Raw genomic sequence first — 15,843 nt, forward strand, 5'->3', positions numbered from 1 at the left:
TTGTTGTAAAATCTAAATAAACGAGACAGTCATAAGGTGTTCGAAGTCACTCGATAGATCTGAGTTCACGATGACACCGAGTTTTTGTGCCATTTCGAACGAAATTTGCCCCCGAACCATAGAAACAATCACATCAATGTCTGTTACAACGACACCTTGATATTGGTCTTTCGGCACTTCGTGAGCTCGGATGGCGATACGCTCACCATCAGCTAACAGCCGATAAAAATGCTGACCCGATGCATCAAATAGGGTGATATCGAATGTTTCACCGTCGTACTGGTCTGTCATTTTTTGCAGCATTAGGTACTGTACTGTTGCCCAGTTAGAACGATTTGAACGCGTCATCATTCCATCCAGTTCTGCGTGATGAAAAGCAACGGCCACCTCAAAAGTGCCTTGGGGTGTTGCGAATATCGCACCATCTACCCCACCATCCGCTAAACAGGCTTGTGCAGAATTGACATTGACCAAGCCAAGCAGTGCAGTAATGAGTAGTTTGAGTTTCATTCGCGCCTCATTAGTTCGTTTTGATAGGCGTAGATTATCAATCTAGCCATTGAATCAAAATCACCCAAGCTTTCATTCAGATGTGAATTAAATTCATGTAGAGACTAATTAAACGTGGAGTGTATAATCCGAATTCAAATCTTTAACCTCTGCGCTCAATGTATACTTTACGCCCCTATCAAGCTGATTCAGTCAAAGCCGTTATCCACTATTTCAGAAAAAACCAGACACCCGCAGTGATTGTTCTCCCCACAGGTGCCGGCAAGAGTCTCGTTATCGCAGAGTTAGCGAGATTAGCGAAAGGTAAAGTATTGGTGCTGGCTCACGTCAAAGAGCTGGTAGAGCAAAACCACGCTAAATATGAAGGCTATGGTTTAAAAGGTGCTATTTACTCGGCTGGGTTGGGCAGAAAGGAGACGGAAGAACAAGTTGTGTTCGCTTCCGTTCAATCGGTGGTGAGAAACCTTCACGACTTTAAACATCAGTTCTCGCTGCTCGTTATCGATGAGTGTCACCGCGTACCCGACAACAAGGACAGTAGCTACCAAAAGGTGATCGCCCACTTAAAAGAGTTAAACCCCGGAATCAAAGTGCTGGGATTAACCGCAACACCCTATCGTCTCGGTATGGGTTGGATTTATCAGTATCATACTCGAGGGTTAGTTCGCACCGATGAAGCTCGCTTCTTTCGAGATTGTATTTTTGAGTTACCTATTCGCTATCTGCTCGATGAAGGCTTCCTCACGCCTGCACAAATGATTGATGCTCCGGTGCTAAGCTATGACTTCTCTCAACTAAAACCCGCAACCACCGGACGTTATAAAGAATCTGAACTCGATCTGGTCATCGAGCGTTCCAAAAGAGCGACACCACAGATTGTTCAACAGGTCATTCAGCAGGCACAAAACCGTCACGGTGTCATGATCTTTGCGGCCACGGTACGTCATGCGCAAGAGATCTTCTCACTGCTTCCTGAACAGCAAGCGGCGATTGTCATCGGTGATACGCCAACACCCGAACGTGACAGTATTATCAATCGCTTCAAAAACCGTGAAATCAAGTATCTCGTTAACGTGTCTGTGTTAACAACAGGTTTTGATGCACCGCATGTTGATTTGATTGCCATATTACGACCCACTGAGTCTGTCAGTTTATATCAACAAATCGTCGGGCGTGGGCTGCGTTTATCAGAAGGAAAGACCGAATGTTTAGTACTCGATTATGCCGGTAATAGCTATGACCTTTACCAGCCGGAAGTGGGTGACCCTAAGCCGGACTCAGACAGTGAAATCATCACCATTCCCTGCCCCGCTTGCGGCTTTAACAACAACTTTTGGGGTAAGCTCGACAGCAACGGCTTCCTATTAGAGCACTTTGGCCGCCGCTGCCAAGGCTATTTTACCGACGATGACACAGGCGAGCGTGAGCACTGTGGCTATCGTTTTCGAGCAAAGTATTGCAATGAATGTGGTGCTGACAATGATATCGCCGCGCGCATCTGCCACGAATGTGATGCAACACTAGTCGACCCAGACAAAAAACTCAAAGAAGCACTCGATCTTAAGGATGCACTCGTTTTCGAGTGTTTATCTATGACACTCAATGTGCATAAAGACCGGACCGGAAAATCGAGCCTTAAAGTCACCTATCAAGGGGAAAATCAGGCCCAAGTTCATGAGTTTTGGTCACTAAACACTCAAAAGCAAAAACAGACATTTGCTAAACAGTTTGTGCGCCCTCATTTAGCGGATAAACATAACCCATACAACGCCCTAACGGCTAAACAGGCCTCAGACAATCAACATCGCTTTCGACCACCACAGTTCGTAATTGCTCGAAAATCAGGCCGTTTTTGGTCACTACGTGATAAAGTGTTTGCAGATGAGCTAAATTAGCGAATTTATTACTGAATTCTGTTGCCCAGGTCAACTTTCAATGATAGTATCCGCGCTCGCTTTCACAGTAATGTCTTACTGAGGAAGTTAAACTACGACAACAAGGTCGCATTGTTGACGTGAAACTTAATTTTACTAATTTGAGAGTAAATACTATGAAATTCGAAGCAGTAGTACGTACTGAACTAGGTAAAGGTGCGAGCCGCCGCCTACGTCACGCTGGCCAATTCCCAGCAATCGTTTACGGTGGTGAAGCAGCACCTGTTTCTATCGCTCTAAACCACGATGACGTGATCAACCAAATGGACAAGCCAGAATTCTACGAAGCAATCACTCTAGTGATCGGCGGCGAAGAAGTTAAGGTTAAGCCACAAGACGTTCAACGTCACGCGTTCAAGCCAAAAGTTGAGCACATGGACTTCATCCGCATCTAATTCCCTACCAAGGAATTAGCTCGGATTTAATCCAGCCTTTTGCATAAAAGATTATCGGACTTACCAACCGAGATATCTGAAAAATTCGAAACCCCAGAGACTTACCACCTCTGGGGTTTCACCGTTTAGATTACCTATAAATCACACCGTTCGACTATCAAAGTCACACTTTCTACATCTCTTCTGCCCGATCTAACTAAGCTTGAAATTAGTCACACTAATTTTAAGGGTATTGTTGCAGACTATTTTTTAACCGCCCACTACTATCGAGGGTTTATGCCTTTCTCTTTGCGCACCAGATTACGGCGACAATTGAGAACAACCTTGCGAATACGGTTTCGAAAAATGAGCTGGAAGACGACCAAGCGGCCAAGCGCCGCCTACGACTACTCTCCTCTTACTCGAACCTTGCAAGGAGGCAACTATGCCTACAAACTTGATAAGAAACATCGCTGTCGTTGGTCAATCTGGTACCGGGAAAACAACCCTCGTTGAAAAGCTACTTCACTTTAGTGGAACAACAAATCATCTCGGCAAAGTAGAAAAAGGTGACACGGTCACTGATTTTGATGATCAATCCATCCATTATCACCACAGTATTGAAGCCACCCCTGTCACTCTCGCTTGGAAAAAGCATCGCATAAACCTCATCGATACCCCCGGACAAAATGAACTGATTGGCCGCGCCCTGAGCGTCTTCCCGGCAGTCGAAACATCCGCTTTAGTGATCGATGTCCAAACGCCAATAAGTCAGATTACTCAGCAAATTTTTGAATTTGCGAAAGCTCAGAACAAATGCCAAATGGTGATTGTCAATAAAATCGACCTCGCACCTGAAAAGTGTGAAGTTATTTTGGAGGAAATCAATCAACTATTGCATGGACGCTGCTTACCCATTAACTTGCCCGCTAGCAGCAATGAAGTCGTTGATTGCTACTTCAGCCCTCAGTTTGATAAAACTCCCCTGCTACAATCTGTCACTGACGCTCATGAACAGCTTATTGATCAAGTCGTCGAAGTCGATGAAGAATTGATGGAGCTTTATTTAGAGCAAGGCTCTGAACTTACCCCAATGCAACTCCATGATCCGTTTGAAGAAGCACTGCGTTCTGGTCATCTCATTCCAGTCTGCTTTACCTCTTGTGAAAACAATGCAGGTCTATCTTTGTTACTCGACACCTTTAGTCAATTAATGCCTATGCCATCCGAGGGCAACCCGCCACTATTGGAGAAAAACGGCAAACCCGTCTCAATCAACTGTGATTCGCTTGAGCATACCGTTGCACACGTCTTTAAAGTCAGCAACGACCCCTATCTCGGTAAACTTGCCTACATACGAATATTTCAAGGAGAAATCCACGCGGGCAGTCAACTGTATGTTGGAGATACCAACAAAACATTCAAGGTCAATCATCTATACCAACTACAAGGAAGCCTGCGCTCAGAGATCCAAAAAGCCTTACCCGGCGACTACTGCGTACTAGCGAAAATTGATGACCTAGATTTTGACTCAATTATTCATGATTCTCACGATGAAGATGATGTGAAGCTTCACCCAATGTCACTGCCTACCCCGATGTCTGGGGTTCGAATTCAGCCGACAAAACGGGGAGATGAGCAAAAAATATCGGACGTCCTCAATAAAATTGTCAGCGAAGATCCTTCCCTACAATTAGAGCTGCGCGTCAGAACCAACGAAACCATACTCAGTGGCCTAGGTGAATTCCATTTGCAAATCGCGCTAGAGAAGATGCGAGATGTGTATAAACTCAATGTCAAAACATCACAGCCGAGCATTGAATACTTTGAAACCATTACCCGCCCCGCCGAAGGGCATTATCGCCATAAAAAACAAAGTGGTGGTGCTGGACAATTTGGTGAGGTTCAACTCAAAGTACGGCCTCTTGAGCGTGGTGCGGGGGTACAGTTCGTCAATAAAGTCGTTGGTGGTGCAATACCAACCTCACTGATCCCTGCCGTGGAGAAAGGCATCTATCAAGCTGTCGCTGAGGGTGCGATTTCCGGCAACCCAATCCATGACATCGAAGTCACGGTCTACGATGGCAAATATCATTCCGTCGATTCTAAAGAGATCGCGTTTGTCATCGCTGGTAAAAAAGCACTCATTAACGCCATTGAGAACGCAGGGCCCATCGTACTTGAGCCAATCGCCCAGCTGCAAGTCAACATTCCGTTGGAATACGTTGGTGATGTCTCAGGGGATTTATCCAGTCATCGCGGTCTGATAGAAGGCAGCGAAACTTCAAATATGGGGTATTCGTTACTGACTGCCAAAGCGCCAATGACCGAATTACAAGACTACGCAACACGACTACGTGCAATGACGGGGGGACAAGGTACTTTCAGTTTAACGCACAGTCACTATGAACCGGCACCTTCCAAAGTTCAGCAAGAAGTCTGTTCTGAAGGCGCATAGTTAACCTCTTTACAGACACTCTCAAGAGCCAGAATAACCTCTGGCTCTTCTTTTACTCTTCCCAACGATATTCCATTTGAACAGCCGTCTTAATAGCCAGCTCTTTGCCAAACAGTTCAGCGACAATCTCCAGTGACATATCTATCCCAGCAGAAATCCCGCCAGAGGTAGTGTATTTTCCATCGGTTACATATCTACAGTCACTAACGACTTTTATGAGCGGGAAGCGTGATTGTAGCTCTTGCTGATCTTCCCAATGCGTTGTGACATGTCTGCCGTTAATAAGGCCAGCAGACGCCAGAAAAAACACACCAGTACACACAGTAACGGTTCTTTCTGTTATCTGATCTTGCTCTCTTAACCACTGAGTTGTTTCTGGGTTCTGGAACTCTTTTGTGTGGTCACCACCGACCACCATCAATAAGTCGAGCTTAGGGTGAGTGCTAATGGAATAGTGGCTATAAACTGGAAAGTGTCCTCTCGCCTCGACAAGACCTTTCTCATTCGCGATAAGGTTAATCTGCCAATCACTATCGGCGAGTCGTTTAGCCGTACTAAATACTTCAAAAGGCCCTGCAAAATCGAGCACTTCAGCGTCTTCGTAAATATAAATACCGATACTAAATTGTGATCTCATTACTCATTCCTTGAACATAAGAGTCTAAAAGAGTCACATAGATTGGGCTTTTGATAAAGCGCTATTGAATAGAAGGGTGAAGAGTTGGAAAATTAAGAGAAGTGGTGATGGGGAGAGGAATGCCTTATGAAAAAGGCCATCCCCCAAAGTCAAAACACTAAATCAGGATAAAAGTACTAACAATCGCGACCAGTGAAAATAAGCATGTACGGCTGATAACTCCTAGGTTGGAATGTTGGATCATTTCTTGGTGTTGCATAGGCATCTCCTCAGATATTGTTATTGTTACGCTTCAATTACACTATGATGAATTTTACGTAAGTTCTCAATACATAAGAAGATTAAATTTTTATGACAGCTGCAATAAAAATGGAACTTTATTTGCCTTAGGTCACAGTTATAACCATTTATGAGACTCTCATCACTATTTCAGCTGCGTGATGCTGTCGACAGTAAAGCACCTGCACCGATAAAGACGCCACCGGTAAGCCTGTTAAATAGTTTTGCCCGCCCTTTAGCGAATATCCATTTTGAAGATTTCGCTCCCATATAGGCATAGATAAGTAGCCAAGATAGCTCCATAACCATGAACGTCGACGTGAAAGTTAGGTACTGAAAGAACAAGTCATGTTGAGGTTCAATAAACTGGGGGAACAAAGCGGTAAAAAACAAAATCGCCTTCGGGTTACTCGCTCCAACGATAAAGCCGCTCGTGAAATGCCTAAACAAGGTGACCTGACAATGTGAGTTCATTGGATGAGTGTCGGTGAAACTTTGTTGCTTGCTCGTAATAGACTTCAAACCTAAGTAAACAAGATAAGCAGCACCAAGCCACTTAATTAAACTAAACACCCACTCTGAAGAGGCGATAATCAGCCCAAGTCCGGTGAAAGATAACGTGAGTATTCCAGTGATAGCCGTTAAGCTTCCTAGTGCCGTTGCAAACCCGACTTTCATGCCACCAGTCACACCACGTGTCATACACAACAGTGAGCTGGGTCCAGGCGAGGCCGTTAAAATCAAAACTGCTATCAAATACAGTAGCCAGGTTTCTAGGTTCATACTCTCTCCTTGAGTTGAATAGATATGCAATGAGGCACATTCAACACCATACACCCTTAATTACAATTTGTTAACAACTAATATTTGATAGAAAAAAGGCGAGCTAATGCCCGCCTTAAACTAAACTCTCACTCACGTATCCGTTAATCGCGCTCTAACAAGTTGAGTGTCACAAGTGGCTCATCCTGCGCTTCTAACACATCCTTCTCAGCGTCAAAGTACTCTATAACTGCCAACGCATCCGTGTTACATGTCAGTGCTTCACTATCACAATCTGGAGCAGATTCTGTGTAGATGGCTTTTAGGCTGTCTCCATCTTTCTCTACACGCTCAACTTTGTATGCCTCTACCGATGTGTCATTCTTAATGACAACGTCATAGCGGTTCGCTGAATTAGCTTGCGCTTCATACATCGCATCCCAATTGTCGTTACCATTGGCGTTGTAGTTAGTCGTCGTCACTACATAGTTCTGATCATCGTCGATATTCACCCATTCGATCTCACCATCACTGCTGAAAGTTTGAACTTGGAAAACGCTCAGCTCACCCGACTCTTCAGCGATCGTTTCATCAAACGTGTATCGCATACCCGCAACATAAGGGAACTTGCCCATATGTTCAGAATCTTTCAGACTTGTTGTTACCGTTGATTCAATAAGATTTCTGATGTCTGAACCTGATAGCTCGACTATCGACAGGTAGTTCGAGAATGGTAACAGCTCAAGAGAAATGTGGCCTTCAAGCAGGTCACCCTGCTCTAGCGAATTACGGACACCACCAGCACCAACAAGCGCAATATCTACTTTAGAAAAGCCTGTTGCCTCCAATACATCCTTTTGATTCGCCCAGTATAGCCAACCTTCGCCAACAAGAGGGGCGACCTGTGAACCGTGCTCATCCGTCCCGCCATCATTCGGACGACGTTCATGCACTAGCTCTTGTGGTACGTAGGTGATCATGTCACCGTATGCTTCTTCTAACTCGGGCTTGTAGTTCTCATCGATATGACTACGAAGGTCAGCATCTTCATCAGTAATTTCAATGAAATCATGTGCTGCGATAAAGCCTTGCACAGCCCACTCATCGCCAGTATCAAGAGCATCCTCGCGAGTGGCATCATTGTAGAACTTATCAGAGCTTAACAAGGTGTTACCGCCGCTACACGTTGCAATGTTGCCTTGCTCGTCAAACTGAACATTTGCATGACCAATGGCTTGCGCTTTTTCCCCTGCTTGAACGATACAAGTGACTCCTCCATCAGGGTTGCTCACTAGTTGTGCATATTCAGGATTGTTTGCCCAACCTAGCTCGGTGAAATCGCCCATGAAGGTGTGAGAGTGTCCTCCGACAATAACATCAACACCATTGACATTTTTAGCAATGTTAATATCGCGTTCAAGTCCTAGGTGTGTAAGTAGAATTATTTTGTTAATACCTTTGGCTTTTAAATCATTAACCACTTTTTGGGTTGTCGACACTTCTGCTGAAAAAGAAACATCGCCTACTTCAGGAGAAATAGATGGCATATCCTCAAGTACTACACCAACGACGGCGACGACATGCTTATCGCTAGGTAGATTATTTAATGACACTCGTTCCTTTTCATTTCCGTCAAATGCAAATAATGCATAAGGGTGTAAATTTTTTGCATTATTTAGATCAGAATCTGCACTTACATCCATATTTGCACCCAATACAGGGAAATTCACTTTATTGAGGAAGCTAGCAAGCGTTGCATTGTCTAAGTCAAACTCATGGTTACCCATTGCCATAGCGTCAAGACCCATACGGCTTAAAATATCGGCGTTCATTTGACCTTTATTTAACTTAAAGTATGCGCTGCCTTGCCAAGCGTCACCACCGTGAAGAAATAGCATGCTGCGATCTTGCTCTTCCGCCTGTTCGCGATAAAAGTTCGCAGCTTCTAAAAGTCTCGGGTGGCCACCAAATGACGTGTATACCGGTTTTCCTTGTAATAGGTAGTCGTTCATGAAGCTTGATTTAACTTCGTCAAACGATGAGTGAGTATCATTCACGTGAGCGATCGACATATCAAAAGACTCGTCGGGTGCAACATACACAGGATCTGAGCTGCTATTACAACCAGCTAAACCAAGTGCCACTGCCGTAACTAAAAGCGATTTTTTCATTTTCTACCTATTGAACGATTATTTGAGTTGTAAACTTGTATTCCAACCTAAACACATTTCATTTGTGTTAACCAGCAAATAATATTCAGTTAATTATACGTTCACACAAATTGACGCCATATTTTAAGTGGCGTTCAAATTTAAGTTTTGCACTATTGTTGCATTTCAAAAAAATAGCTAAAGATGTAATGCATTACATTAAAAATATCTTCCCAAAACTAAGATCTTGGTTCATAAAAATTCAATTCTTAATCACACCGTTGCAAGAAAAAATATGATATTTATTGGGCCAGCTTTACTAAAATGTAAATAACATATTACTCAATAGGGACATCATGAATAGATTAAAACTTCTAACCTTGTGTAGTAGTGCTTTGTTCGTTACTCACGCATTTTCAGACATACTCATTACCGAAGTTGTAGAAGGAACTGGTTACCACAAAGCCATTGAAATCGGTAATACAGGTGACGTGCCAGTAAACCTTAATGGCTATCTGCTCCAGCTCAACGTCAACTTCGGTGGCACTTGGAGCGCCGACTACCCACTTGACGGTATCACTCTCGCCCCATTCGAAACATGGGTGGTAGGAAATGGAAATACCAATAATGACCAAGACTTCTTGAATCGTCTTGATGACATCAATAATAGCATTGCCAACTTCAACGGTGATGACCCCATTCGACTCACTTTAAATGGCGACGTTATCGACATGGTGGGCCCAGACCCAGAATTTAACGATCGCGAAAACTTCAATAAAGACATCACGCTTGTCCGCCGTATCTACGCACCCACGGCTGACTGGAACCAAGGACAATGGGAAGTTCGAGGAATGAATGACTGGAGTGACCTCGGTAACATCGACCAAGAAGGCACTGCCCCACTCCTTCCTGAGGGTATCCCAGCTACCATCATGGAACTCCAAGGAGAAGGCGCATGGTCTCCGTACACAGACCCTAGCAATGGCATCTTTGAGTCTGAAGACTATTTTGAAGTGACAGGTATTATCACTCATGTTCAACAACAAAAACTAGGAAACGATCTGCTTGTTGGTTTCTTTATGCAAGACCAGTATGGCGATAATAATCCAAAAACATCAGACGGTATTTTCGTCAACGCGCAACCAGGTAGTTTAGAAGTTGGTGATGAAGTCACCGTCGTAGGTAAAGTGTATGAGCATTACTACTGGACGCAACTCAATGCGGCTAATGTCGAAGCCACTGGCATAAAGAACATAACCATTGAGCCAACCACTGTTGTAAGCATCGATAGCGACCTCAATTTTGAGCAAACTCTAGAGCGCTATGAAGGTATGCTGGTTCAAGTGAACTCTGAAACAGATATGCGGGTCACTCGTACCTTTGGGTTCGACTACAGCTCATACCGCAACAATATGGTGCTTAGCTACCAAGACGTTAACTTCCACCCCAATCAGTTCAACGTTCCACTGTCTGAAGGTGCATTAGAGCAAGATTCATTGAACAAAGACCGTCGTCTGTTCGTTGAGTCTCCGGTTAAAGCGGCTGACGGTGTTGTTCCGTGGTATGAGAACTTTGCTCAGGACAATGGCACGGGAGCCACTGACGATTACATTCGTGTCGGTGCCTCACTTTCAAGCGACGGGTTAACTGGGGTTATCGGTTACTCTTACAACGAATATCGTTTATACGTTCTTGAGCCAACCAGCGGTGAAGCATTTGATCACTCACAAACGCAACGACCTACTCACCCAGAACTCATTGAGGGTGACATTACCGTCGCTAGCTTCAATGTTGAAAACTACTTTACCTCACCTTTTGGTGGACGTTCCAACCCACTTAACCAAAACCGCGGCGCTGAAACACTTGAAGAGTTTGAAAGACAAAAAAGTAAGATTGTCTCAGCATTAGTGGCGTTAGATGCTGATATCATTGGCTTGATTGAAATAGAAAACAATGGCTTTGACGAAAGCTCTGCAATTTACGATCTTGTAGAAGCACTTAACAGCGCGTTACCTAAGAAAAAGCAATACCGCATCGCCAAACAAAAGAAACTCGGTGGCGAAGGGTATGTAGGTACAGACGCGATAACAAATAAGATAATTTATCGTAAGAAAGCCGCTAAGGTGAAATCAATTGATGTTATTGAAATGCCTCAACAGCACGTTCAATTAGACGATGGTAGCTTCAAGAGAGCCTATCAACGAGACGCTTTCACCGCCACATTTAAAGTGAAAGGGGCGAAGAAGCCACTCATTGTTTCCACCAACCACTTTAAGTCTAAAGGCTCTACCTGCTGGGAAGACGAACAAGGCGACCAACCAAACGACCCAGACTTACAAGGTAGTTGTGAACGCTTCCGAGTATCAGCCGCTTATCACTTGGCAGAAACACTTGGTTCGATGAAAGGCTACAAAATCATCATGGGTGATCTCAACAGCTATGGCTTAGAAGATCCTATGCTGGTCTTAACCAATCGCAAGGAAGCGCCAAAAGGTTATGAAACGCACGCAGCCCGCGATACATACATCGGAGGTGATGAAACCGATGGCAAACCGCTGCATGGTGAAAACGGCGCCTTGATTAAGAAGTCCTATGGGTACATCGATATTGTTGAATCAATAAAACCACACTCCTACAGCTATTCATACAACGACACCGTTGGTACCCTTGACTACGTGCTGGTTGATAAGCAATTAGAAAAGTTCGTTATTGATGCACAAGTATGGCCAATTAACGCGGTAGAATCGACGTTGTTCGAATACTCAGACAAGTACAGCGGTGAACTACCTAAATACAGTGATGCATATCGTTCATCGGATCATGATCCAGCGATTGTGACATTCAAATTTGCTAAAGATAAGTAACCCAAACTAATTCGGACACATCCACTTACAGCGAGCCAGTCGGCTCGCTTTTTAAATTATCATGCGCATCAGCAAGGTGCAGCAATGGCCACTGCTTTAACCATCCCTTCTGGGTGAGGCGTGATTCAAACACTTCAAATGTACGTTTTGCGTTGTGGGTCAACTGACTTTCGAATAAAGAATGAAATCCAAAAGCCGAAATACATTCGATTTCAGATTTGTACAACATTCTTACAGCGACAGCAGTCTCTTTTTCTGGCCAGTAGCTCATTGCGTCTAGTGAGTTATTGTAAGGAGCATCGCCATTACGCTCATTCATCCTCGCTTGATTTCTCACTTGCCAATTAACATTAGGCATGAGTGCTTTCAGATGCTTCTCATAAGTCGACTCTGAGTCTGTCTCATTCGTGTCAAAGTAAATAACATCGACATCGTTAAGCGCCGTCGGCTCATTGTAGTTATGCAGAAAATCCCATACTAAATTTCTAACAAACCCAGCCGCGATGTAGCAATCGGGTAAACCCAGATGATACACATGATATAGGGCTTCTAATCGCAATCTATCTTTACGAATGAGTTTAATGATTTGCTTAGAGTAATAGTCGTCGCGGTGAGATTCTTTTGAATAAGTCATAATTGGAGGGTCCAGCTTCAACCGCATAATGCGATTGAAGCTGGTTATTGATTACTTGACGCCAATCTTTTTGGCAATAGCCTCAATCTCTTTGAGATCCATGCGGTGAACTTGAATCATTTGATTGATTTGACTTAAACGACTACTCGCTTCGTCTTGGCGATCACACGCGTCCGATTTCGCATCCCAACTTGTGCCCTCCAAAAATAGGTCACAGTCTTTCTTTAAACGGTCAATCGTAGGAATGAGCTCATCACGCTGATCTTCTAGTTTTGCCAACTCAGATTTCACCGTAAGCTCACGTTGAAATAGCTCTCGGGAACGCTCAAGCATCACCACTTGCATATCAGATTGGCGATTAAGCTGCTCATTCGCTTGGTTTGAGGTCGCCAAGCTTTGCTGCTTTTCTTCAAGCTCGGTTCTTAGCGTTTCGTTTTGTTTGTTCAGCGCTGCGATGCGTCTATCACGGTCGGCGATTTCGCTGTCGTATGTGGCAATTTGCTCTTCCATTGCAACGTTGAGCTGTTCTTCAACTTCAGTATCTAAACTTGCCGTTCTGCGTTCGACGGACAAAGCAAGCTCAGCTTTTTCATCGAGCAGATCTTGGTAGCGCACTTCTAAGGCATCGTAAGTCTCTTGCCAGCGACTTGCTGTGCTCGCAGAACCAATCACACCACCAAGAGCGGCGCCAAGCACAACGGCAAGCACAATGTACAGTCGTGTTTTGTTGTCTTTTTCTTCAATGACAACCACATTCTCTTCTTCACTACTTTCAGGTCGTTTATCCACGACTTTCTCCAACCGCTTATCGAGCTAATTCGGTAATCATAACGCCAGCGGCATAAACAAGAAAAGCGCCAACCACTGATATAACGACAATCTTTTGTAATTTTTCATTGGTTCTGTAGCGAATGAGCAAGAATGCAATCACAATCAAAGCAACAATCGAGATCAGTCTAATCATATTGGTTTGCCCCACTTTATCCTTGATGCCACTATCATATTGATATCTGGTCACTTCATCGTTCATCGTAACCCAAAACGCTGCAAGTTTCAGTCAGTTCTTGGTAAAGCGACAAAGATAAAAAGTAAGCAGACATTAACCGTTCACTATTTTTTATACGTTCATAATTCTTATATTCATCAATTACTTGAAGCACGCAAATTACCAATATTTTCATGTGTAACTTCGCGATTTCGCCCAGATATTTGTTCATTTTACAATCACTTGGTGTAATTAACTGACTAATTGATATAAATCAGGTTGATTGTTTAGATTTTTTTGTTAAATTACCGCCATCTTGCTGACCAACAGCAAGCTAGTTTACTCAACACAACGAGTAAACGTTCCGATGAAAACTTACAGGAGAGAGGCGTACCCTAGAGCATGCCCGCCGAAGAATTAACTATTTCAGGCAAAAGGACTGTTAGTTGGAGGAACCTCTGGAGAGAGCCGTACTACTTTGTTGTAGCAATCGGCCGCCGAAGGAGCAAGCCTACGTATGTAGGTGAAACTCTCAGGCAAAAGGACAGAGGAGTGAAAATTTGACACAAGTTTCTTTTGCCTACGCGTTTATCTGTGTTGGCTTAGAGTCGTTGTATTTGCGTTGATCTCACCTAGCTCAAGCACCTTTCACTCTTCTCCTTAGTTACGTTTTATCTATTAAGGGGAATCATAATGACCACACTACAATCTGTTTTAGAATCCATCGACAACCTCGTTTGGGGACCACCACTACTTATCTTACTGGTTGGTACCGGTATTTACTTCACTTTTCGCCTTGGCCTTTTGCAGTTCCGTCACTTGCCTACGGCTCTAAAATACGTTTTCAGTAAATCTTCCGGCAAAGAAGGCGATGTGTCACCGTTCGCCGCACTCTGTACTGCTCTGTCTGCCACTATCGGTACGGGAAATATCGTAGGTGTTGCTACCGCAATTAAGTTGGGTGGTCCAGGCGCCCTGTTTTGGATGTGGCTTGCTGCCCTATTTGGTATGGCAACTAAGTACGCCGAGTGTCTATTAGCGGTCAAATATCGTCAAGTTGACTCAAAAGGCCAGATGGTTGGCGGTCCTATGTACTACTTAAAGTACGGTGTTGGCTCAAATGTACTTGCGGTTATTTTTGCGGTGTTTGCATTGGGCGTTGCTCTACTCGGTATCGGTACCTTCCCACAAGTCAACGCCATCTTGGACGCGACTCAAATATCATTTGGTATCGACCGTGAAATTACTGCGGTTGTGCTTACTATCCTTGTAGCTTGCGTTACCTTGGGTGGTATCCAATCTATCGCCAAAGTCGCAGGTAAAATCGTCCCTTCAATGGCAGCGCTTTACATTGTCTCTTGTTTAGCGGTTATCTTAATGAATGCTGAACACTTAGTGGATGCTCTGACACTGGTCGTGACGTCTGCGTTCACTCCAACTGCAGCCAGTGGTGGCTTCTTGGGCGCAAGCATTATGCTAGCCATTCAGTCAGGTATCGCTCGCGGTGTGTTCTCTAATGAGGCTGGTCTAGGTAGTGCGCCTATCGCAGCAGCATCTGCAAAAACCGACTCTTGTGTACGCCAAGGTCTTATCTCAATGACGGGTACGTTTTTCGATACCATCATCATTTGTACCATGACTGGTTTAGCATTAATCCTAACTGGCGCTTGGCAAAGTGACTTTGCTGGTGCAGCGATGACAACTCACGCATTCGCTACCGGTTTAAATGCGGATACGCTTGGTCCAATGTTGGTTTCCATTGGTTTGATTTTCTTTGCCTTCACAACGATTTTAGGCTGGAACTACTATGGTGAGCGCTGTGTGGTGTTCCTGTTTGGTACAAAAGGGATTCTGCCATACAAAGTCGTCTTCCTGGCACTGGTTGCATCAGGCGCGTTCTTACACTTAGATATGATTTGGCTTATTGCGGATATCGTTAACGGTCTAATGGCCATTCCTAACCTGATTGGTTTGATTCTTTTGCGTCAGGTAGTCATTGAAGAAACTAAGTTGTTCTTTAGCACTGCAAAAACAGCAAACGTAAACGAATCACTCGCTTAATCACTGACTTAAACATAACCCTTTCCAACACCCTCGAGCTTTGGCTCGAGGGTGTTTTTGTTTCACGCCAACTTCTTTTTCGCCCTGCTTTAGTTACCTAAATCTCGGTATCCCTCACTGTCTTTATTCCGTCATATTTTTGCGAACTTAGTGTAATACGAGCCATTTATTTTATGCCCAACTTTTCAGTAAATC

General features: G+C 44.1%; 12 protein-coding genes and 1 riboswitch. Of the genes, 5 read left to right on the forward strand and 7 right to left on the reverse strand.

Annotated elements, in window-relative coordinates; all coding sequences use genetic code 11:
• Window positions 1–12: 12 nt before the first annotated feature.
• Window positions 13–510, reverse strand: coding sequence for a hypothetical protein (locus tag GT360_RS07840; protein ID WP_164648329.1), 498 nt, complete (start codon window positions 508–510; stop codon window positions 13–15).
• A gap of 158 nt (window positions 511–668) precedes the next feature.
• Between GT360_RS07840 and radD the strand changes: the two genes are divergently transcribed.
• The 3 genes from radD (at window position 669) to fusA (ending at window position 5,276) form a co-directional block, all read left to right on the forward strand.
• Window positions 669–2,405, forward strand: a complete 1,737-nt coding sequence (radD, locus tag GT360_RS07845) for a DNA repair helicase RadD (protein WP_164648330.1) — start codon at window positions 669–671, stop codon at window positions 2,403–2,405.
• A gap of 155 nt (window positions 2,406–2,560) precedes the next feature.
• Window positions 2,561–2,839, forward strand: coding sequence for a 50S ribosomal protein L25 (gene rplY / locus GT360_RS07850; RefSeq protein WP_164648331.1), 279 nt, complete (start codon window positions 2,561–2,563; stop codon window positions 2,837–2,839).
• Window positions 2,840–3,263: 424 nt separating this feature from the next.
• Window positions 3,264–5,276, forward strand: coding sequence for an elongation factor G (gene fusA, locus GT360_RS07855; protein WP_164648332.1), 2,013 nt, complete (start codon window positions 3,264–3,266; stop codon window positions 5,274–5,276).
• A gap of 52 nt (window positions 5,277–5,328) precedes the next feature.
• Here the strand turns inward: fusA and GT360_RS07860 are convergent, their stop codons facing one another.
• The 3 genes from GT360_RS07860 to GT360_RS07870 form a co-directional block, all read right to left on the reverse strand.
• Entirely contained in the window at window positions 5,329–5,913 is a 585-nt protein-coding gene (locus GT360_RS07860; RefSeq protein WP_164648333.1) for a DJ-1/PfpI family protein, read from the reverse strand.
• 429 nt (window positions 5,914–6,342) lie between these two features.
• Entirely contained in the window at window positions 6,343–6,975 is a 633-nt protein-coding gene (locus tag GT360_RS07865) for a LysE family translocator (RefSeq protein WP_164648334.1), read from the reverse strand.
• A gap of 143 nt (window positions 6,976–7,118) precedes the next feature.
• Window positions 7,119–9,125, reverse strand: coding sequence for a bifunctional metallophosphatase/5'-nucleotidase (locus GT360_RS07870; protein ID WP_164648335.1), 2,007 nt, complete (start codon window positions 9,123–9,125; stop codon window positions 7,119–7,121).
• 335 nt (window positions 9,126–9,460) lie between these two features.
• Here GT360_RS07870 and GT360_RS07875 point away from each other — a divergent pair, with 335 nt between their 5' ends.
• Window positions 9,461–11,968 (forward strand): ExeM/NucH family extracellular endonuclease, encoded by a 2,508-nt coding sequence (locus GT360_RS07875; RefSeq protein ID WP_164648336.1) that lies wholly within the window; start codon window positions 9,461–9,463, stop codon window positions 11,966–11,968.
• A 25-nt stretch (window positions 11,969–11,993) separates the two neighbouring features.
• On the opposite strand, the gene GT360_RS07880 is transcribed toward GT360_RS07875, so the two are convergent.
• Genes GT360_RS07880 through GT360_RS07890 form a run of 3 tightly spaced genes read right to left on the reverse strand, consistent with a single transcriptional unit; the run spans window position 11,994 to window position 13,632 of the window.
• Complete coding sequence (locus GT360_RS07880) at window positions 11,994–12,602, reverse strand: nucleotidyltransferase family protein (protein WP_164648337.1); 609 nt, start codon at window positions 12,600–12,602, stop codon at window positions 11,994–11,996.
• A 51-nt stretch (window positions 12,603–12,653) separates the two neighbouring features.
• Window positions 12,654–13,391, reverse strand: a complete 738-nt coding sequence (locus GT360_RS07885) for a chromosome partitioning protein ParA (RefSeq protein WP_164648338.1) — start codon at window positions 13,389–13,391, stop codon at window positions 12,654–12,656.
• A gap of 16 nt (window positions 13,392–13,407) precedes the next feature.
• Entirely contained in the window at window positions 13,408–13,632 is a 225-nt protein-coding gene (locus GT360_RS07890) for a hypothetical protein (RefSeq protein WP_164646939.1), read from the reverse strand.
• A 403-nt stretch (window positions 13,633–14,035) separates the two neighbouring features.
• Window positions 14,036–14,145: riboswitch (glycine riboswitch) on the forward strand.
• Window positions 14,146–14,280: 135 nt separating this feature from the next.
• On the opposite strand from GT360_RS07890, the gene GT360_RS07895 reads away from it, so the two are divergent.
• Window positions 14,281–15,648: an alanine/glycine:cation symporter family protein gene (locus GT360_RS07895; RefSeq protein ID WP_164648339.1), complete on the forward strand. Its 1,368-nt coding sequence runs from the start codon at window positions 14,281–14,283 to the stop codon at window positions 15,646–15,648.
• Window positions 15,649–15,843 lie beyond the last annotated feature (195 nt).

It is taken from the genome of Vibrio astriarenae (assembly GCF_010587385.1).
GTDB classification, from domain to species: Bacteria; Pseudomonadota; Gammaproteobacteria; order Enterobacterales; family Vibrionaceae; genus Vibrio; species Vibrio astriarenae.